General features: G+C 61.3%; 14 protein-coding genes. 7 read left to right on the plus strand and 7 right to left on the minus strand.

All coding sequences use genetic code 11. From position 1 onward, the window contains the following. Nucleotides 1-17 precede the first annotated feature (17 nt). The gene (hpxO, locus tag QMX89_RS13330; protein ID WP_282348569.1) at nt 18-1175 is read left to right on the plus strand and encodes an FAD-dependent urate hydroxylase HpxO; all 1158 of its coding nucleotides are present in this window, start codon (nt 18-20) and stop codon (nt 1173-1175) included. A 367-nt stretch (nt 1176-1542) separates the two neighbouring features. After that, complete coding sequence (locus QMX89_RS13335; protein WP_282348570.1) at nt 1543-3897, plus strand: DUF4214 domain-containing protein; 2355 nt, start codon at nt 1543-1545, stop codon at nt 3895-3897. Between the two features lie 35 nt (nt 3898-3932). Here the strand turns inward: QMX89_RS13335 and QMX89_RS13340 are convergent, their stop codons facing one another. Both QMX89_RS13340 and QMX89_RS13345 read right to left on the minus strand, forming a co-directional pair. Continuing rightward, nucleotides 3933-4940, minus strand: coding sequence for a histidine kinase dimerization/phosphoacceptor domain -containing protein (locus QMX89_RS13340; RefSeq protein WP_049859878.1), 1008 nt, complete (start codon nt 4938-4940; stop codon nt 3933-3935). Then, nucleotides 4933-5373: a response regulator gene (locus QMX89_RS13345; RefSeq protein ID WP_049859879.1), complete on the minus strand. Its 441-nt coding sequence runs from the start codon at nt 5371-5373 to the stop codon at nt 4933-4935. Before QMX89_RS13345 ends, QMX89_RS13340 begins: the two co-directional genes overlap by 8 nt. 232 nt (nt 5374-5605) lie before the next feature. Here QMX89_RS13345 and glgX point away from each other — a divergent pair, with 232 nt between their 5' ends. The 3 genes from glgX (at nt 5606) to aroD (ending at nt 10572) form a co-directional block, all read left to right on the plus strand. After that, on the plus strand, nt 5606-7780 hold the full coding sequence (gene glgX / locus QMX89_RS13350; RefSeq protein ID WP_244156859.1) for a glycogen debranching protein GlgX: 2175 nt from the start codon (nt 5606-5608) through the stop codon (nt 7778-7780). Nucleotides 7781-8042: 262 nt separating this feature from the next. Continuing rightward, entirely contained in the window at nt 8043-9590 is a 1548-nt protein-coding gene (locus QMX89_RS13355) for a GGDEF domain-containing protein (protein WP_282348573.1), read from the plus strand. Nucleotides 9591-9684: 94 nt separating this feature from the next. After that, nucleotides 9685-10572, plus strand: coding sequence for a type I 3-dehydroquinate dehydratase (gene aroD, locus QMX89_RS13360; RefSeq protein WP_282348574.1), 888 nt, complete (start codon nt 9685-9687; stop codon nt 10570-10572). Nucleotides 10573-10820: 248 nt separating this feature from the next. On the opposite strand, the gene QMX89_RS13365 is transcribed toward aroD, so the two are convergent. The 5 genes from QMX89_RS13365 to QMX89_RS13385 all read right to left on the minus strand — a co-directional run bounded on the left by QMX89_RS13365 (nt 10821) and on the right by QMX89_RS13385 (nt 15568). Continuing rightward, nucleotides 10821-11675, minus strand: a complete 855-nt coding sequence (locus QMX89_RS13365; protein ID WP_282348577.1) for a sugar phosphate isomerase/epimerase family protein — start codon at nt 11673-11675, stop codon at nt 10821-10823. 89 nt (nt 11676-11764) lie between these two features. Continuing rightward, nucleotides 11765-12991 (minus strand): zinc-dependent alcohol dehydrogenase, encoded by a 1227-nt coding sequence (locus tag QMX89_RS13370; RefSeq protein WP_049859884.1) that lies wholly within the window; start codon nt 12989-12991, stop codon nt 11765-11767. A gap of 115 nt (nt 12992-13106) precedes the next feature. After that, entirely contained in the window at nt 13107-14678 is a 1572-nt protein-coding gene (locus tag QMX89_RS13375; protein ID WP_282348579.1) for a sensor domain-containing diguanylate cyclase, read from the minus strand. 256 nt (nt 14679-14934) lie between these two features. Then, nucleotides 14935-15201 (minus strand): DUF6555 family protein, encoded by a 267-nt coding sequence (locus QMX89_RS13380; protein WP_049859886.1) that lies wholly within the window; start codon nt 15199-15201, stop codon nt 14935-14937. 106 nt (nt 15202-15307) lie between these two features. Further along, entirely contained in the window at nt 15308-15568 is a 261-nt protein-coding gene (locus QMX89_RS13385; protein ID WP_049859887.1) for a hypothetical protein, read from the minus strand. Nucleotides 15569-15812: 244 nt separating this feature from the next. On the opposite strand from QMX89_RS13385, the gene QMX89_RS13390 reads away from it, so the two are divergent. Next, on the plus strand, nt 15813-16022 hold the full coding sequence (locus tag QMX89_RS13390; protein ID WP_282348583.1) for a hypothetical protein: 210 nt from the start codon (nt 15813-15815) through the stop codon (nt 16020-16022). Nucleotides 16023-16169: 147 nt separating this feature from the next. Then, on the plus strand, nt 16170-18365 hold the full coding sequence (locus QMX89_RS13395) for a TonB-dependent receptor (protein WP_282348584.1): 2196 nt from the start codon (nt 16170-16172) through the stop codon (nt 18363-18365). Nucleotides 18366-18393: the final 28 nt, after the last annotated feature.

The following is an 18393-nucleotide window of genomic DNA, read 5'->3' on the forward strand; positions in this document are numbered from 1 at the left end:
ATCTCAGCGGAGAGACCATGGAATCCTTGAACATCGTCATTGCCGGCGCCGGCATGGGCGGCTTGACCGCAGCTGCAGCCTTGCAGCAGGCCGGCCATCAGGTGCACCTCTATGAGCGTGCGGCAGAACTCGCCCCCGTCGGCGCAGCGATTTCCATCTGGCCCAACGGTGTCCGCGTGCTGGATGCGCTTGGCCTAGGCGACTCCATCGAGCAGGCTGGCGGGCACATGCGGAGCATGAGCTACAGCGATCATCAGGACCACTTGCTCACGCGGTTCGACCTGCAGCCCTTGTACACGTACGCTCGACGCCGGGCGTTTCCCATCGCCAGGGCGCGTTTGCAAAACATTTTGCTGGAAGCGGTCGGGATGCAGAACGTGACGCTAGGCGTGGCGTGCGTGGACTATGAGGAAAACGAGACGGACGTGCAGGTCAGGTTGTCGACGGGTGAAACGGTAACGGCCGATCTGTTGATCGCTGCCAACGGTACCCATTCGTTGCTGCGCGATACCATTGCCGGGGAGCCGGTTCCCCGACGCTATTGTGGCTACGTCAACTGGAACGGCCGGATCAAGGCGTCGCCGGACCTGGCGCCTGCCGATGAATGGGTTCAGTACGTGGGTGAGCACAAGCGGGTGTCATTGATGCCCATGGGCAACGATGAACTGTATTTCTTCTTCGACGTGCCGTTGCCAGCCGGCACACCGAACGTTCGTGAGCACTATCGCGCGGAACTGGAGCAGCATTTCGCGCAATGGCCCGAGCCGGTTCAGCGTCTTTTGCAGCGCCTGGACCCCGCAGCCGTGGCCCGTGTGGAAATCCACGACACCGCGCGGGTACCCCATCTGGTCAGTACACGGGTCGCCCTGCTGGGCGATGCGGCCCATGCCATGACGCCGAACATAGGGCAGGGCGGTTGCCAGGCCATGGAGGATGCCTGGGTGCTCGCCCGCTGCATCGAACGCGAACGCACGCCGACGGCTGCGCTGGCAGCCTATGAGTCGGCGCGAGCTGATCGGGTGGCTAGCCTGGTGACCAAGGCGCGCAAACGGGCGGCGATCATCCACGGCGAAATGCCTGACGAAACCCGGGAATGGTATGCACAGCTTGCAGAGAGCGATGGCAGCGACATTCTGGCCGGGCTGATCAAGACCGACGAAGGCAGCCCGTTGTAGGGCCGCAGCACTCACAGAAAAGGGGGCGTGACAGCTCCCAGTCCAACCTGCTGACAGCGCCTGACCCGCCAGAGCGCTTTCCCAAGCTTCTCCCAGATGTATTTGGTCGACTCCTGGAAAAATCGCTTCAGTCGCCGGACAACATGCCGATAACGTCGTCAGGAATAGGCGTTGAAGGTCTTCGACCGCGCCCTGCCGTGCCTTCCCGAAGAGCAGCACCCTCGTCAAGACCAAGGCGGGTCGGACGCGCGTGAAGGTCATGACGCCTGCTTTCAGAGCGTGCTCAGCGGCTTGAACTCATCACCCATTCATACCTGATTCTTGTGTCATTGACTTGGCAAGGCCTGCCTCGCCCCGGAGTTTCTACATGTGTTCGATGTGCGATTCACTCACCCAACTCTGGGCCCAAGGAGTGATCGGCCAAGAGGTGAGTAAACACACAGCCATCAGCCAGGCTAAACTTGAGCACCTGACGCTGGACCAGCAGGCCAACTACCTGACCGATGGCTTTTGGCGCGACGCTTACGGCGGCTCCCAGCATCATTTCAATGTCCACGCTGGTGACTCGCTCACCGTCAACCTGACCCGTTTGAGCGCAAACGCTCAGGCTGTTGCCAAATATGCGCTGCAGACCTGGACCAACGTCAGTGGCCTCAAGTTTGTGGAAACCACCGCTGCTGGTGCGATCAATTTCAGCGAAAACAAAAGCGGCGCGTACGCCAATTCCAATTATGCAGGGAGCATCATCTCGGACAGCAGCGTCAACATCGCTTCCGATTGGGTGAATTACGGTTGGTATTATGTGCAAACCTACATTCATGAAATCGGTCACGCGCTGGGGTTGGGCCATGCGGGCAACTACAACGGCAGCGCGTCCTTTCCCAACAATGCCTTCTATCAAGAGGACAGCTGGAAATACTCGGTGATGTCCTATTTCAGTCAGGACGAGAATACCTATTCCAATGCCTCTTTCGGCTATGTCGTCACGCCGATGCTGGCGGATATCGTCGCCATCCAGTCGCTGTACGGCACCGCCGCTACCCGCACGGGTGACGATACCTACCGTTTGAACAACGCTGACATCAAGGCCGGAACCGTCTTCGTGCCTGGCCTGGTGGGCACGATCTACGATTCAGGCGGCAACGACAGAATCGATGTCAGCGCCTATGGCGGGGCTCAGACGATCGATTTGAGAAGTGAAGCGTTTTCCAGCGTATACGGCGGTTTATCGAATGTTGCCATCGCGCGCGGTACGGTGATCGAGAGCGCCATCACCGGTGCAGGCGCGGATACGCTGATCGGCAATGCCCGTGATAACGTTCTCGATGGGGGCGCAGGCAACGACCAGTTGCAGGGCGGCGATGGCGACGATCGGCTGGTGGGTGGGTCGGGCTCGGACATCCTCAACGGCGACAACGGCATCGACACCGCTGTGTATGGCCAAACGGGGGCGCGCTACTTCGCACCCTACGATGCCGCGCTCGTGAGTGATGGCACCCTCAGCGTTCATGATGCGCAAACGTTCGATGTGGACACACTTTCAAGCGTCGAAAAGCTGGCTTTCAGCGACCGCACTGCCAATCTTGACGAGCTGCTCATGGCTTTTCGCAGCCGGTATGGCGCCTTCAACACCGAGAGTGACGCCACTGTTTCGTTGAGTTTCGGGATGGATACACATCACATCGCGCTCACCGAGGATCAGGCCGACGTTGCCAGGCTCTACTCACTGTTCGGTCGGACGCCCGATTATCAGGGTTTGAATCACTGGCTGACGCAGCAGGCGATGGGCACTTCGGATGCAGAGATTCGCGATGCCTTTCTGAATTCCACCGAAGCGATGCAGCGCTACAGCTTGCTGGGTGACAAGGATTTTGTCCTTGATCTCTATCAGACTGTATTGCATCGCACAGGTGAAGCATCAGGTGTGTCGTCCTGGAACGCGCTGCTGCAGGCGGGTGTGAGTCGAGCAACGGTCGCTGATGGCTTCCTGAATTCGCGCGAGAGCCATGACCTCTCCGAAGGCGAGACGGGGTTCATCAGGATCGTGGCTCATAACGCCTGGAACACTCTGGATATGGCAGTGGGTAAGGGGGTTGCCACCGGCACGGCGGGTGATGATCAGATCAGTGAGCAGGAGGTCATCCTCGACAGTCATGCGGTTTCGCACCTGGCTGGCAAGGCCGGTATCGACACCTTTATTTTCAACGACGCTGCATCGGCCTACACGATCAGCGCGCTCGACAACGACACCCTATCGGTCAGTCGTGCGACGGGAGCTGCTGCGCACTTCGACCTGAATGGCTTCAATGTTCTCGATTTCACAGATCGCGGACTGTTCGTTCTCGACTCGGCGCAGGCAAGCATTGGTCGTCTGTATACCATTCTGGGTCGTGCCCCCGACATCGAAGGCCTGAAGTCCTGGCTTTCCCAGAGCGCCTCAGGCGGAGCCGGTGCCCAGGTTGCGGATGGTTTTGTGCAATCTGCCGAATTCTCCCAAAGCCTGCCCAATGCCAGCAATGCAGCCTTTGTCGAAAAGCTGTATCACAATGTCCTCGACAGAGGCAGCGACGCTGGAGGTCTCGCTCATTGGGTCAACTTGCTGGACGCAGGTACGAGCCGTGGACAGGTCGCATTCACTATCGCCAACTCCGAGGAGTCTGCTGGACTGACACAAGGCGATGCCGGATTCATCCACCTGGTCGGTCATGCTGATTGGGCTTGAAGCACTAAACACCACGACGAGGTCAACGGCGCAGGCTAGGGATGCGGCAAGGTCAACGTCACCACGGCACCGCCCGCATTGCTGCGGTGCAGGACCGCGCCGCAGCGTTTGGCCAGTGCGCCGATCAGGCCTTGGCCACTGAGCTTGGGCGCGGCGGCGCCAGCATCGCTGAGCTGGGTTGCGGTAAAGCCCTGGCCACGGTCGCGTACCTTGAGTTGCAGCTCGCCGCTGGGCAGGCGCTTGAGTGAAAACTGGATCTGCGTGGTGGGCTGGCTGCCGTGGCGGATGGCATTGGCGACCAGTTCATTGACGATCAGGCCCAGGTCCGATGCCAGTTTGAAAGGCGCATAGGCGCTGTCGGCGTCGACACTGAAATGGATGCGGTCATTGCCTTCGGCTTCGATCGACGCCCTGATCAAGTGCGGCAGGTAATGGGCCAGGTCTACGGTGCCCGAAGCGCTGCGATACAGTTCGGCCTGCACCGTACCAACACCCTGAATGCGCGCAATGGCCGATTCGAGCAGTTGCCGCGCTTCGTCGCCCTGGGCGCGTAGCTTGGACATCTGCAAGAAGGCGATGATCAGTTGCAGGTTGTTCTTGACCCGGTGGTTGAGCTCGGAGACCAGGACGTCCTGATGGGCCTCGAGTTCTTTCTGTGCAGTGATGTCGGTGCAGCTGCCGAAGTAACCGGCGAATTCGCCCTGGCGGTAGAACGGTGCGCCGTGGTCGAGGAACCAGCGGTAGCAGCCGTCGTGTCGGCGCAGGCGGTAAGGCGTGCTGAAGGACACTCGGGCATCGAACGCCTGTTCATAATTGCGGGTGCAAAGATCCAGATCGTCGGGATGCACGTCGTCGCTCCAGCCGTATCCGCAGAGCTGCTTCTGCGTCTTGCCGGTGAAGTCGAGCCAGGGTTTGTTGAACCAGTCGCACTGCTTGTCGACACCGGCACGCCAGATCAGGACCGGCGCGTTGTCGGCCAACTCGCGGAACTCGGTTTCACCCAGTCCTGTTCCAGGGCGCAAGACATCCGTGGGTTCACTCATGTTTCTTTCCATATAGGCCGCGCGATTCGGTAAAGAGCTTCAAGGGCACTGGCAGCGGTCGGTTCAAGGGCAGTTCACCTTGAACCAGCGCATGCACGATGTGGGCGCTGCGTGACAGGTCATTGGGGCTGTAGGGCTTGGACAACAGCCCGAGCGCGTAGCCGCTGTTGGCCTTGGCCACGTCGATCTGGCCACTGACGAACAGCGAATGGATATTGAACTGTTCGTAGAGCGTCTGCGCCAAGCCTACGCCCTCGTCATGACCGTCCAGGTTGATGTCGACGAATGCAATGTCGATGCCATGGGTCTGCGCCAGCAACAGCGCTCCGGCCACGTCATACGCGGGGCCGATGATCTCGTGGCCATCTTCCTCCAGCGCTATCTCGGCCAACAGCGCCAAAATTGGATCGTCTTCTATCAACAGGATACGCATTGGGTCAACTCATTGTCTTCAAGGGCGCTTGCGCTCTTCCTTCTTGCAAAGCTTGTTCTAAGAGCACTGTGGCATCCGTGCGTTCAATCGCAGATCGTGGCATGCAGCCAAAGGCACCACGCAAGGCTGAAAAAATATCCTGAACTGTTGCGCGGCGCGCGCTTCTATCAATAGACCGTTTTGGTCGTCTACCCAAGAGCTCAGGCTCAACCTATTTCCGGAGTGTTTGATCATGTCTGATCAATCAATGAATGACAGTGCGTCGAGCCAGGAACGTCCCGCCAGCCGTGTGAGCGAGGGCTTGCCGTACCCATTGGGCGCGACCTGGGATGGGTCGGGCGTCAACTTTGCAATTTTTTCGGCCAACGCTACCAAAGTCGAGCTGTGCCTGTTCGACGCCGATGGCGTGGAAGAGATCGAACGCATCGCGTTGCCTGAATTCACCAACGAGATCTGGCACGGCTATCTGCCCGATGCGCGCCCGGGCACTCTGTATGGTTACCGTGTGCACGGTCCGTATGACCCTGCAAACGGCCACCGTTTCAATGCCAACAAGCTGCTGATCGACCCCTATGCCAAGCAGATTTCCGGCGAGCTGAAGTGGGACGATGCACTGTTCGGCTATATCGTTGGCCACGAAGACGGCGATCTGTCGTTCGACGAGCGCGACAGCGCGCCGTTCATGCCACGCTGCCGCGTGATCGACCCGGCCTTCACCTGGGGCAGTACGGCCAAGCCGAACGTGCCGTGGGAAAAGACCATTTTCTACGAAACCCATGTGCGCGGCTTCACCATGCGTCACCCCTCGGTGCGTGAAACCGAGCGCGGCACCTTCGCCGCCTTCCACGAAAACGATGTGGTGGAATACATCCGTTCCCTGGGTGTGACGTCGGTGGAGCTGATGCCAGTCCATTATTTCCTGGATGACAATCATCTGCTGGAAAAGGGCCTGCACAACTTCTGGGGCTACAACACCCTGGGCTTCTTTGCGCCCCATGCGCGCTACATGGCGGGTTCGTCGATCGGCGAGTTCAAGGTCATGGTCTCGCGCTTCCACAAGGCCGGCCTGGAAGTGATTCTCGACGTGGTCTACAACCACACGGCCGAAGGCAACGAGATGGGTCCGACCCTGTCGCTCAAGGGTATCGACAACGCCAACTACTACCGCCTGATGCCAGACGATGCGCGTTACTACATCAACGACACCGGCACCGGCAACACCCTGAACATGAGCCACCCCTGCGTCCTGCAGATGGTCACCGACTCCCTGCGCTACTGGAGTTCGGAAATGGGCGTGGACGGTTTCCGGTTCGACCTGGCGACCATTCTGGGCCGCGAAGCTCATGGGTTCAGCGAAGGCGGCGGCTTCCTCGACGCCTGCCGTCAGGATCCGGTGCTGGCCAAGGTCAAGCTGGTCGCCGAGCCTTGGGACTGCGGTCCGGGCGGCTACCAGGTGGGCAACTTCCCGCCGGGCTGGATGGAATGGAACGACAAGTTCCGCGACATCTCCCGCGCGTTCTGGAAGGGCGACGACGAGATGCTCGGCGATTTCGCGAAAATCTTCCTGGGCTCGGGCGACCAGTTCAACCGTCGCGGCCGCAAGCCGGCGTCGTCGGTCAACTTCATCACCGCTCACGATGGTTTCACCTTGAACGACCTGGTGTCGTACAACGAGAAGCACAACGAAGCCAACGGTGAAGACAACCGCGACGGTCACTCCGATAACCGCTCGTGGAACTGCGGTGTCGAAGGCCCGACTGACGATCCGGAAATCGTCGCTCTGCGCTACCGCCAGATGCGTAACCTGCTGGCGACGCTGTTCCTCGCCCAAGGCACCCCGATGCTGCTGGCCGGCGACGAGTTCGCGCGTACCCAGGGTGGCAGCAACAACGCCTATTGCCAGGACAGCGAGATCGGCTGGGTGGACTGGAACATCAGCGAGCAGAGCACCGAGCTGCAGGACTTCGTCAAGTACCTGATCGAGCTGCGCAACCGCTACCCGCTGCTGCGCCGCAATCGCTTCTTCACGGGTGCCTACGACGAAAGCCTGGGTATCAAGGACGTCAGCTGGATCCAGCCCAACGGCAGCGAAATGGGTGTTGAGCAGTGGCAGGACGGCAGCAACCGCTGCATGGGTATCCTGCTCGACGGTCGCACTCAGGCCAGTGGTATCCGCCGCGCCGGGGTCGACCATTCGCTGTTGATCGTGGTCAACGCGCACCATGACGTGGTCGGCTTCACCCTGCCGGAAGTACCGGAAGGCAAGCGTTGGATTCTGCAGTTGGATACCAACCAGACTGACTTCGAGGCAGGCGAGTCATTTGATTTCGGTACCGAGTACGCCGTCACCGGGCGTTCGGTGCTGATGTTCGAACTGGCCAAGCCATCGACCAAGAAGCGTCGTTAACAACGTAATACCCGAACGCCCCGATGCGGTCATCGACTGACCGCATCGGGGAGTTTGTCGTTGTGCCGTTTTGATTGCAAACGGGTGACAAGCCGCTGTAGACGCTAAGATGGCAATTTGCTAGCTTTCGAGGCAAGGGCGACTGCTCATGCAATCCGCCCCCATGCCTGTCGTAGAAAGAGCCTGTCGTGCGCCAGCATGATCTCTTCGACGATTCTCACCCTTACAGTCTGTGCACGCTTGTGCGCTGGATATTGCCACGATGTTGATCAGACGCCGCCCATCGCTCGCAGGTTTTGTCGGCCTGGCGTTCGGCTTGATCGCATTCTCGGCATTTTCTCTGTTGCGCTCGGAAATCCAGCGGCAGGAAACCCGCTTTTCGGAGTACGTGCAAAGCATCGCGAGCAGTGTGCGCAACCAGCTCGACACCAACGATGCGGTGCTGGCCGGGTTTGCCGCGTTCCTGCAGGCGGTCAAGCAGAGCGATACCGATGCGGCCGCTCGCTATGGCGCCGCCGTGCTGGCGGCCTATCCGCACATCTACATGCTGGAAGTGGCGCACAGTGTGCCTCAGGACGAGCAGTGCAATTTCGCGGCCCTGCTGCGGCGCACCTGGTTGCCGGATTTTCAATTGAAGGATTTCACACCGCCTGCCCCTGTGGTCGATTCCCGCAGTGGCATGAACACGACCTGGCCGATCCTCTTCATGTCGCCGCAGTTGCCGGAGACCAATGTGATCTACGGCGTGAGGCTCGAGACCGTCCCCTATCTGAGCGACGCCTTGGTGCGTATCCACCAGAGTTCCGTGCCGGTGGCGACGCCCGTTTTCGCTCTGTACGAAGGTGGCGATGCCTACATTCTGATGAAATCGGTGTTGCGCCCCGAAGAGGATGCTCAGAACACGCTGCCCAACTTCTTCGGCAGCACGATGGTAGCCATGCTGGTGATCAGGACCGACGCGCTGCTGGGGGCGATCGTCCGCCGCAACAGCGATCCGCGAGTGGCTGTCAGCGCACGGTTGCGCAGCGATGATCACAACACCCAGGTCGTGGCCATGGAGGCAGCGCCGAGCCGTTGGTGGGACGAACTGGTCTTGCCGCGGCTGACCGATGACGTATTCGTCGACAGCCCGACGCAACCGCTGTCCTTGACCTTCCAGCGACAACTGAGCCTGGCGGATGTGCTTGGCCCCGAAGTACTGGTGATCCTCAGCGTACTCCTGGCGAGCCTGGTACTGGTACCGCTGGTGCTGGTCAGGCATTTTTCGGCCATTGAGGCGGCTGCACTCGAACACGAGCGTTCGGCGTTCCTGGCGACCCACGACGTATTGACGCAGTTGCCCAACCGCTACCTGTTGGCGGATCGCTTCGCCCAGGCGCTGAGTCAGTGGACGGAGCAGGGCATTCCCTTTGCGGTGATGTTGATCGACCTCGACCACTTCAAGCAGATCAACGATGAACGAGGTCATGCGGTGGGCGATCAGGTCTTGCAGACGTTGGCCAAGCGCATGCGCGAGGCGATTCGCGACTATGACACGGTGGCGCGCTACGGCGGCGACGAGTTCGTGGCCTTAGTCTCGGACTTGGCCAACCCGGATAGCGTGATCCGCAAGGCGCAACAGCTGCTGCACGCAATCGAGCAGCCAATCGCCACCTGCGTAGGCCAGTTGTCGCTGTCGGGCAGCATCGGGATTTCCCTATGCCCTGTGCACGGGGAAGACCTCGATACGTTGCTCAAGGCGGCGGACAAGGCCATGTACCATGTCAAGCTTGAGGGTCGGCAGGGCGTGGCCATGGCGGGTGCGGCCTGAGCGGCAGTCTTCTTGAACCACCACGCGGCAAGCCCCTCGAATGCTCTATTGCGCGCCTTCCAGCCTGGAAGGCCGGTGTTCTGGAGGACGTGCCGTGCAACGTCGTCGTTTTCTCGTGGGCAGCGCCGTCGCCGCTGCCAGCATGCCCTTGTCATCAGTCGCTTTCGCCGCCCAGCCCGCGACCTTGCAGGTCCCCTCGGCGGCACCGGGAAGCGCTGTGCTGACCGTTGGATCATTGAGGATCGGCGAAGGCGCACCCAAGATCATCGCGTCCATCACCGCCTCAACCGACCGTGAAGCGCTTGATCAGGCTCGTGACATCGGCGCTGCGTCACAGGTAGACATGGCTGAACTGCGTTTGGATCATCATCCACAGGGCCACCTGGGCGAACGGATGAAGCCGTTGCTGGCTCGTCTGGTGGGTGTACTGGACGGCAAGCCTCTACTCGTCACTTGGCGCAGCAAGGAGGAGGGGGGTGAGCGTGAGCTGGCCGATGCCAGGTATTTCAACCTCTACGCCGAGCTGCTGCACACCGGTCATGTCGATCTGTTGGACGTGGAGATGATGAAGCCACAGGCGGCCGTCGAGAACATCGTCACGCTGGCCCATGAACGGGGTGCGGCGGTGGTGCTGTCCAACCATGATTTCAACGCGACACCCAGCCACGATGTGATCGTCGAGCGTTTGCGTCGGCAACAGACATTAGGCGCTGACATTCTCAAGATCGCCGTGATGCCCAACAGCAAGGCGGACGTATTGACGCTGATGGCGGCCAGTCAGCACATGCAGGCTCACTATGCCAAGCGTCCATTGCTGACCATGTCGATGGGGCCGTTGGGCGTATTGTCGCGGTTGGCGGGGCAGTTGAGCGGATCGGCCCTGACCTATGCCAGCCTGGGCCAGGCTTCGGCGCCGGGACAGCTGGAGGCTGCGGCGGTACAGAACGTATTGGACGTGGTGGAGCAGGGTTCGCAGAGCTGAAAGGAGCAGCTGGGGCGGACAGGGGCGCTCGATGAGCGCCCCGGCAGGAATCAGAAGACCAGCTTGAACAGGCCGATGACCACGACCAGGCCGATCAGGAAGATGATGCCGACGGTGCTGCCAAGAAACTTCAACATAGGGATGACTCACGGTAATGGGTTGTTACTGCTCTAGACAGCGGCTCGCAGTGCTCGTTTCATTTCATGTGACGCCAGTATCTTGTGCGTCGTTCGGCGGCTGGCAGGTGGCTAGGCATGTGCTCCGAGAATCCCTTGGCGAATGTCGTCGAACGCCACGACGCTGCGCTCCACGGCCTGGATCACAGTGGGCGCGTCCTTCCAGAGCGAATCGCTGACGGACTCGGAAAAGATCTCGAGCACGTACTCGCCTGCGTAGCCCACATCGACCAGACGCCGCAGAAGCGCTTGCAGGGGGATAGCGCCGTCGCCCACGGCACGTCGGTCGTGCAGCGATTGCGGACGGCGCCAGTCGGCCAGTTGCACGATGAACAGCTTGTCGGCATCGAGAGTGTCGAGCAGGCTGGGGTCCTGCCAGCTGTTGTACAGGTCCAGGCACAGGCCGAAGGCGGGCCGTGCGACGGCGTGGGCCATTTCACGGGCCTGACCGAAAGCGAACAGAATGGAATTCTGGTTCATCAATGAAGGCGCCAACGCTTCGAGTGCGATGAGCATCCCTTTCTCACTCGCGTGCTCGGCCAGTGTCCGGTAGTGCTCGACGCACTGTGTCCAGACCAATGCTTCATTGCCCTGCGCGTCGGCGCCGGTGTTGGTGACCAGTGCCAGGCCGGGAAAGAATTCGCTGAACAGATCGACCGAGTTCATCAGTTGCGCCAGACGCACGTCTGGGGCTTGCGGCTCGGGCGCTGAAGCTGAAGGGAAAATGGTCAGGGTGCGGGGCTGGATCGAGGTCACTCGAACGCCGCTGGCGCGCACGTGAGCCAATTGCTCCCGTGCGCGTGCGGGGTCTTCGGAGAGCTTCTTTTCTGCCAGTTCCAGGCCGCAGCCCAGACGCTGGCACAGTTGCAGGTCTTGTTCGAGGGTGAGGGGTTGGGTGGTGATCTGACTCAGTGCCAAGCGTTGCATGGTGACCTCTGTGCTGCTGCATGAAAGCCCAATCGCCGTGGGCCGGACAAAGCAAGGCCGAGCAGAGCTCGGCCTCGTGGTGCGGTGCTTCAGAGCGCGGGTACGACACCGGCGACAGGTTCTACAATGGGCGCTTCAATGGTCGGCGAGCCGGGTGTGAGAATGACCTTGCGGCAATCCTCTTCCTTCTTGTCGAAGATCTTGTAGCCTTCGACCGCCTGTTCCAGGGACATGCGGTGGGTGATGATCGTCTCGGGCGTCAAGCGGCCCGCTTCGATGTGCTCGAGCAGTTCGGGCAGGTAGCGCTGAACGTGAGTCTGGCCCATGCGGAAGGTCAAGCCCTTGTCGAACGCATCGCCGAACAGGAAGCCGTGGATGAAGCCGGCGTACACGCCCGGCACGCTGACCACGCCGCCACGGCGCACGGCCGCGATGCACTGGCGCAACGCCTTGCCGCTGCTGCCTTCAAGCTTGAGGGCGGCGAGCACGGTTTCGGTGGTGCTGCCCTTGGCTTCGAAGCCCACTGCATCCACAACGCCATCCACGCCGCGCGAGCCTGGCGTCTGACGGATGATGGTATCGGCTGGATCGTCGTCTTCATCGAAGTTGATCGGGATCACTCCATAGGCCTGTTGCGCATAGGCCAGGCGGTAGGGGTGATGGTCGACCATGAAGATGCGCTCGGCGCCCAGCATCCGCGCGACGGCAGCGCACAGCAGGCCGACCGGGCCAGCGCCGTAGATGGCGATGCTCGAACCCTTGCCGATCTCGGTGTTTTTCACGGCTTGGAAGGCAGTGGGCAGAATGTCCGACAGAAACAGCACTTTTTCATCCGACAGGGTGCCAGGCACCTTGAACGGGCCTGTATTGGCCTTGGGCACGCGCACGTATTCGGCCTGGCCGCCGGGCACGCCGCCGTACAGATGACTGAAACCGAACAGCGCTGCGCCCGATGGAATCGACTTCTTGTTCAAGATCGCACCGCGACCGGTGTTGGTGGTTTCGCAGGCAGCGAACAGATCGATGTTGCAGAAGAAGCAGCTGCCGCAGGCGATGACGAAAGGAATGACCACGCGATCGCCCGGGCTGACCGCGGTCACCGCTGAGCCAACTTCTTCGACGATGCCCATGAATTCGTGGCCGAAGATGTCGCCGTGTTCGACCGTGGGAATCTTGCCTCGGTACAGGTGCAGGTCCGAGCCGCAGATGGCGGTGGCCGTGACACGCAGGATGATGTCGTCGGCATCCTGAAGCTCTGGATCGGGAACCGTGTCGACTTTGACGTCGTGAGCGCCGTGGTAGGTGAGTGCTCTCATTGTTCGCGTAGCCTCTTGATCGGAATCGGGGGGTGTAAGTAGCAGAGGTATACGAAACACGGGAAGTTCAAGCCGATGTGTCCAATGGGCTCGCCGGATCGGGTCGACACACTGGTCACGTTCCGCTCTGAGTGGCGCAGGCGTGCCAGCGATCGCGGCCTTTGTGTTTGGCGGTGTACAGGCAGGCATCGGCGGTTATCAGCATTTGCGCGGCCGTGACCCATTCCACTGCCGGCTGGGCGGCGGTGATGCCGGCGCTGACCGTGACGTGCCCCGCAGGATGATCCAGGTGTTCGACGCCCAAGTCGCGAATGGCCTGCAGGATCGCCTCGGCAACCACGCCTGCGCCTTCCAGATCGGTACCGGGGAGCAGCACGGTGAACTCTTCGCCACCATAGCGCACGGCCAGGTCGGTAGGGCGCTTGAGCACCTTCACGATGGCGTCGGCCACCTGGCGCAGGCAGCGGTCGCCGGCTGCATGGCCATAGCGATCGTTGTAGCGTTTGAAGTAGTCGACATCGAGCATGATCAGCGCCAGCCAGCCGCGCTGTCGCCGAGCGCGGCCGATTTCGGCCCCCAGGGCCATGTCCAGCCGCCGCCGATTGCCCAGACCGCTGAGGCTGTCGGTCAGCGCCATGTCACGCATGATCTGATGGGCCTGACGCAGTTCCTCCTCGATGGCGATGCGTTCGCGCAACTGCTTGAGCACGATCATGCCGAAGCCGCTCAAGCCGGCGATCAGCACCAGCAGCACCAGGCCGGTCTTGAGCAGGTCGCGCCGCCAGGGGCCGATGTAGGACTCGCGCGACAGCCCGGCTTCCACCACCAGCGGATAGCTGGTCAATGCGCGGTAGGCATACAGGCGGTAGGTGTTGTCGACCACCGCCTTGACCTCGACCACGCCTTCGTCGGCCACCGGCAGATAGCGTTTGAAGATCTCGCTGTCTTCCAGGGTCTTGCCCAGCACCGGCGCAAGGAACGGGCGCCGCACCAGGATCCGGCCGTTGCGCAGCGCCAGGACCAGCGCGCCGCGATCGTCGATCTTGAAGTCGCCATAATAGTCGACGAAGTAGCTGACCCGAATCGTTCCCAGCAGCACCCCGGCGAAGCTGCCGTCCGGGTTATTGAGTCGGCGCGAGATCGGCAGGATGTATTCGTCCGTCGAACGGCTGCGCACCACGTCGCTGATGCGCACGTTCGGATCGGTGTGGGTGCGATGGTAGTTGAAGTAGTCGCGATCGGCGTTGTTGGCCGCCTCTGGCGTACCGGTCTTGTCGGTCACCACCCATTGTCCGCTGGCGTCGTAGATGAACAGCCCATGCAACTGCGGCATGATCCGCGCCTGTTGCTGCATCAGCGCATGAATGCGCGGCACGTCCATGTTCTGCAGGCCGTCACCTTGCACGCGCTCGGCCAGGGCGTCGGTCAGTACGTCGACTTGGCGAATCGCATCTTCGGCATGCTGGGCCGTGGCTCGAGCCAGGTTGGTGACCGAATCGCGTGCGGTGGCGAACGCCTGCTGGTAGTCGCGCCAGGCGCGCCAGCCTTCGACGCCCACGAAGGTGAAGATGACCAGCACGATGAACGTTACGGTGAGACGAAACAGGGCCGAATTGCGCCCGGCGTGCCGAGATAATGGCTCGGCGCTTTCGTCGCTCGTGGCATGTAGCGGATTGCGTCCTGGCATGAAAGGCCTCATGGCTGCGCTCTGTCGCGGCGCGAGGTGTCCTGTGCTGCATTTTCGACAATGCGGTAAATGAGCGTGTCAGTGGCAGACTAGCTCAGCGGTATCGAGGTCGGAAGGTTGGGAGGGTTCAATGGTGCAAACAGTGGACGAGTGAGACTCTTCCGGGAGACTGAGGGGGCTGCGTGGGCAACCCCCTACAGGGTCATGCAGATGCGGCTGACACGGCAGGCGCGCGGCGAAGCGGAGATCGTGCGACTCAATGCGCTGCTTCGGTCCCTGCTTCTTCGCGCGCCTGTTGGCCGGACGGTCTCCAGCGCACATCGGTAATCCCATACTGCTCGGCTTTGGGCTTGCTAACCTTCTGCACCCGTTCGCGGCCGAACTTGGGGATGACACCGACCCCTGCGTCACAGCTCGCCCAATGCCAGGCATCGGCATTGTTCAGCGTGGGTAGACGAATGATGAACGACTTTTCCGCTCCATGGAGCCTGTAGTCAATGATGAACAGCGTTGGGTTCGGCATGGTGATCTCCTGCGTTGACTCATCATTGAGTTGTGACACGCAGGAAAGATTCAGAAAATGTGCAGGACGGCGACGAGTTGCCGCATACTTGGCAAGCCCTCTGCAATCAGGTGCGGGCGGCCCATTCGATGTCGGGCATCACTTCCAGCGGCGCATGGGAACCCTTGCCGCGAATTTCATTGACCGCATGCAGCACCAGCAGCCGAAACAGAATGATGTCTTCGTATTCACGCGGCGAAAGACTGCGCTCTACATGGGCTGGAACGTTGGGGTCGGTCAGCGTCAGTTTCAGCAGGCCATCGTGCAGTTCGGTTTCGTGTTTCAGGGGCGGGTCGAGCCCGGCGAGTACCGTTTCGATGGAAGCCATGGAATCACCCTTGACGGACGGTGTTGAGGAGGCAGTGAGGAAACGGGCAAAACGCCCGGGGCTGTAAGAGCTATAGCTGATAGTGGCTGAAAGCGCCTGTTCAATGCCATCAGTTTTTCAACTTCCCTTTGCGCATTTTCATCGCTACACCGTTGGACATCCAAAAGTGTTTTTCGATGCCTTGGCCGATGCTTTTGAGTAAGCTGGCCGCACTTGCAATGGACGCAATGGAGGCTGGGCACTGATGACCGAAGACCAGGCCAACTACAAGCGGTTGCTGACGCTGATAGAGGGCGCCCAATGGCAAGCCTTCACCAGTGAGGACGGCTTTGCTCTGCGCGCCTTGCTGCTGGTGGGCTATATCGTGACCACGGTGACCGGGGACGGTCGCATGCGCCTGGCTCTCACCGTCAAGGGCACGCATTATCTCAATGCGCTGCGCAGCGAGCCGTGATCGACGCAGACCTCCTTTTCACCCCCCGATGTGCTTAAAGCGCTCGCGCGAACGTCAATCCTCCCCAATGGCCACCCCAGGTGGGGCCTCGTTATCTGCCAGTCCGGGAGTGCCGCCCGGGCGTACCGCTTTTCAAGGATGTGTTTCATGCCGCAACCGTCTGCGTCCCGTCTTCGCGTCCGGGACCGTCTGCATTGCCTTTCCACCTGTATCACGCCTCGCGCGCCGGCATGGCCAGTGCTGGGCCTGGCCGCCTTGTTTGGCGCCCCCAGCGCCGCCCTGGCGGCGCAGGTGATGGAGTTGCAGGCCGTGGAAGTCAGCGAGGCACGCCTGAGCGAGATCGACGAAGCCGACCTGGCACTGCGTTCGGTGCCAGGCGCCAGCAACCTGATCGACACTGCCGCCGTCGGGCGCGGCAGGCTCTCGGGCAACGAGGATCTGTTCAGCAACCAGGCAGGTATCTACGCCCGCGCCGCCAACAACGAGGGCGCGAAGATCTCCATTCGCGGTTCGGGTATCAATCGTGGGCCGGGGGCGCATTCGTCGGGGCTGTACCAGACGTTCGATGGCCTGCCGCTGACCGGTCCGGGCGGCACGCCTTACGAATTGCTGGAGCCCTTGTGGCTGAGCCGGGTGGAGGTTCTGCGCGGGGCCAATGGTTTCGATCGCGGCGCGCTGGCCTTGGGCGGTGCCATCAACTATGTGACGCACACCGGATACGATGCCCCCAAGTTGCAGCTGCGCTACGAGGTCGGCAGTCATGGCTACAGCAAGCGTCAGATCAGTTCTGGCCAGGTGCTGGGTGATGCCGATTACTATTTCAGCGTGACCGATTCCAGCTACGACGGCTTCCAGGATCAAAGCGCAGGTGGCAGCCGTGGTGCGGCAGGCAACTTCGGCTACCGTTTCAGTCCGCAGTTGGAAACGCGCTTCTTCTTCCGCTATCGCGAGACCGACAACGACACCCCGGGCAAGCTGACGCGGGCGCAGATCGCCCATGATCCCCGCGCGGCCAACGCCTTGAACCTGGCACGCGATTCCAAGCGCATTCAACCGGGCAGTACCTGGCTGGCCAACAAGACCACCTGGCACCTGGACGACGATGCCCGCCTGGAAGCCGGTCTGGTCTATCACGACTATCCGATGGACCTGCGCGAAGGCACCAACCGCATGAAGGTGGCCTACACCGATGTCAGCGGCACCTTGAACTATGTGCGCCAGGACGTGCTGCTCGGCCATGCCAGCAAAACTACCGTGGGGTGGCGCAGCACCAAGGCATTGCCCAATTCCGGCGTGTCGGAATTCGTCCGGGTACCGGTCGGCAACACGGCCGGGTATGCGCCCGGCACCCGCACCCGGGACTACAGCTATCAAGGCTCCGACCATACGGTGTATATCAGCAACGAGCTGGAACTGGTGCCCGATCTCTGGCTCACCACGGGGCTAGCCGCGCTGTACACCCGTCGCGAGACGGAGGTCAGCTACCCGGTGACCCATGACCGGGTCAGCCAGCACGCCTGGGACTACGCGCCCCGCCTGGGTTTGCGCTACGACTACAGCCCGAAGGTGCAGGTGTTCGGCAACCTCAGCCGTTCGGTGGAACCGCCACACCCCTGGTCGATGATCTGGGGCTCCAACCGCTACTTCGCGCCGGGCAGCGGCGCGGCGACGGGTTTGCAGAGCAATGGCGTGGAGCTCGACAACCAGAGCGCGACCACTCTGGAGCTGGGTGGGCGTGGCGATGCCTGGTTCGGCCGCTGGGATCTGGCCTGGTATTACTCGCAGGTCCGCCATGAGCTGCTCAGTGTCGAAACCCAGGCCGCCACGGCCACCACCTCGCAGGTGATCGGCGAGGCGAATGCCAGCCCGACGGTCCATCAGGGCGTCGAGATGGCCCTGGATAGCCCATTATGGGAGGGGCAGCAGGCCGGACGTCTGGGTTTGCGCCAGACCTACACCTACAGCGATTTCCACTACCGTGACGACGCGCGTTTCGGCAATAACCGGCTGCCTGGCCTGCCTCAACATTACTATCAAGCCGAATTGCGCTACGACCACCCCAGCGGCGTCTACACCGGTTTCAACGTGCAGCACGCCTCGCGCATCGCCGTGGACTACGCCAACTCCTACCATGCGGCGGCCTACACCCTGTTCGGCGCCAGTCTGGGCTACTCGGCGCCGGATGAAAGCTGGCAGACCTGGGTGGACCTGCGCAACCTGACCAACAAGCGTTACGCCAGCACGGTCACCCCCGGCTACGACGACCAGGGCCGTGATGTTGCACGTTCCACGCCGGGCGATGGCCGGGGTGTCTACGCCGGCGTCTCGTGGAGCCTGCGCTGAGCAGCCGATGAGCAGCCGGCCGGCGTGA

This window comes from Pseudomonas sp. PS01301 (assembly GCF_029960215.1).
GTDB lineage: Bacteria > Pseudomonadota > Gammaproteobacteria > Pseudomonadales > Pseudomonadaceae > Aquipseudomonas > Aquipseudomonas coleopterorum.

What these genes read in the sequence shown, in the direction of transcription:
- QMX89_RS13385 (WP_049859887.1), bottom strand. Translation starts at nt 15,568, where the DNA reads ATGGCTTCCATCGAAACGGTACTCGCCGGGCTCGACCCGCCCCTGAAA.
- QMX89_RS13335 (WP_282348570.1), top strand. Translation starts at nt 1,543, where the DNA reads ATGTGTTCGATGTGCGATTCACTCACCCAACTCTGGGCCCAAGGAGTG.
- glgX (WP_244156859.1), top strand. Translation starts at nt 5,606, where the DNA reads ATGTCTGATCAATCAATGAATGACAGTGCGTCGAGCCAGGAACGTCCC.
- QMX89_RS13380 (WP_049859886.1), bottom strand. Translation starts at nt 15,201, where the DNA reads ATGCCGAACCCAACGCTGTTCATCATTGACTACAGGCTCCATGGAGCG.
- hpxO (WP_282348569.1), top strand. Translation starts at nt 18, where the DNA reads ATGGAATCCTTGAACATCGTCATTGCCGGCGCCGGCATGGGCGGCTTG.
- QMX89_RS13370 (WP_049859884.1), bottom strand. Translation starts at nt 12,991, where the DNA reads ATGAGAGCACTCACCTACCACGGCGCTCACGACGTCAAAGTCGACACG.
- QMX89_RS13345 (WP_049859879.1), bottom strand. Translation starts at nt 5,373, where the DNA reads ATGCGTATCCTGTTGATAGAAGACGATCCAATTTTGGCGCTGTTGGCC.
- QMX89_RS13355 (WP_282348573.1), top strand. Translation starts at nt 8,043, where the DNA reads ATGTTGATCAGACGCCGCCCATCGCTCGCAGGTTTTGTCGGCCTGGCG.
- QMX89_RS13390 (WP_282348583.1), top strand. Translation starts at nt 15,813, where the DNA reads ATGACCGAAGACCAGGCCAACTACAAGCGGTTGCTGACGCTGATAGAG.
- QMX89_RS13395 (WP_282348584.1), top strand. Translation starts at nt 16,170, where the DNA reads ATGCCGCAACCGTCTGCGTCCCGTCTTCGCGTCCGGGACCGTCTGCAT.
- QMX89_RS13365 (WP_282348577.1), bottom strand. Translation starts at nt 11,675, where the DNA reads ATGCAACGCTTGGCACTGAGTCAGATCACCACCCAACCCCTCACCCTC.
- QMX89_RS13375 (WP_282348579.1), bottom strand. Translation starts at nt 14,678, where the DNA reads ATGCCAGGACGCAATCCGCTACATGCCACGAGCGACGAAAGCGCCGAG.
- QMX89_RS13340 (WP_049859878.1), bottom strand. Translation starts at nt 4,940, where the DNA reads ATGAGTGAACCCACGGATGTCTTGCGCCCTGGAACAGGACTGGGTGAA.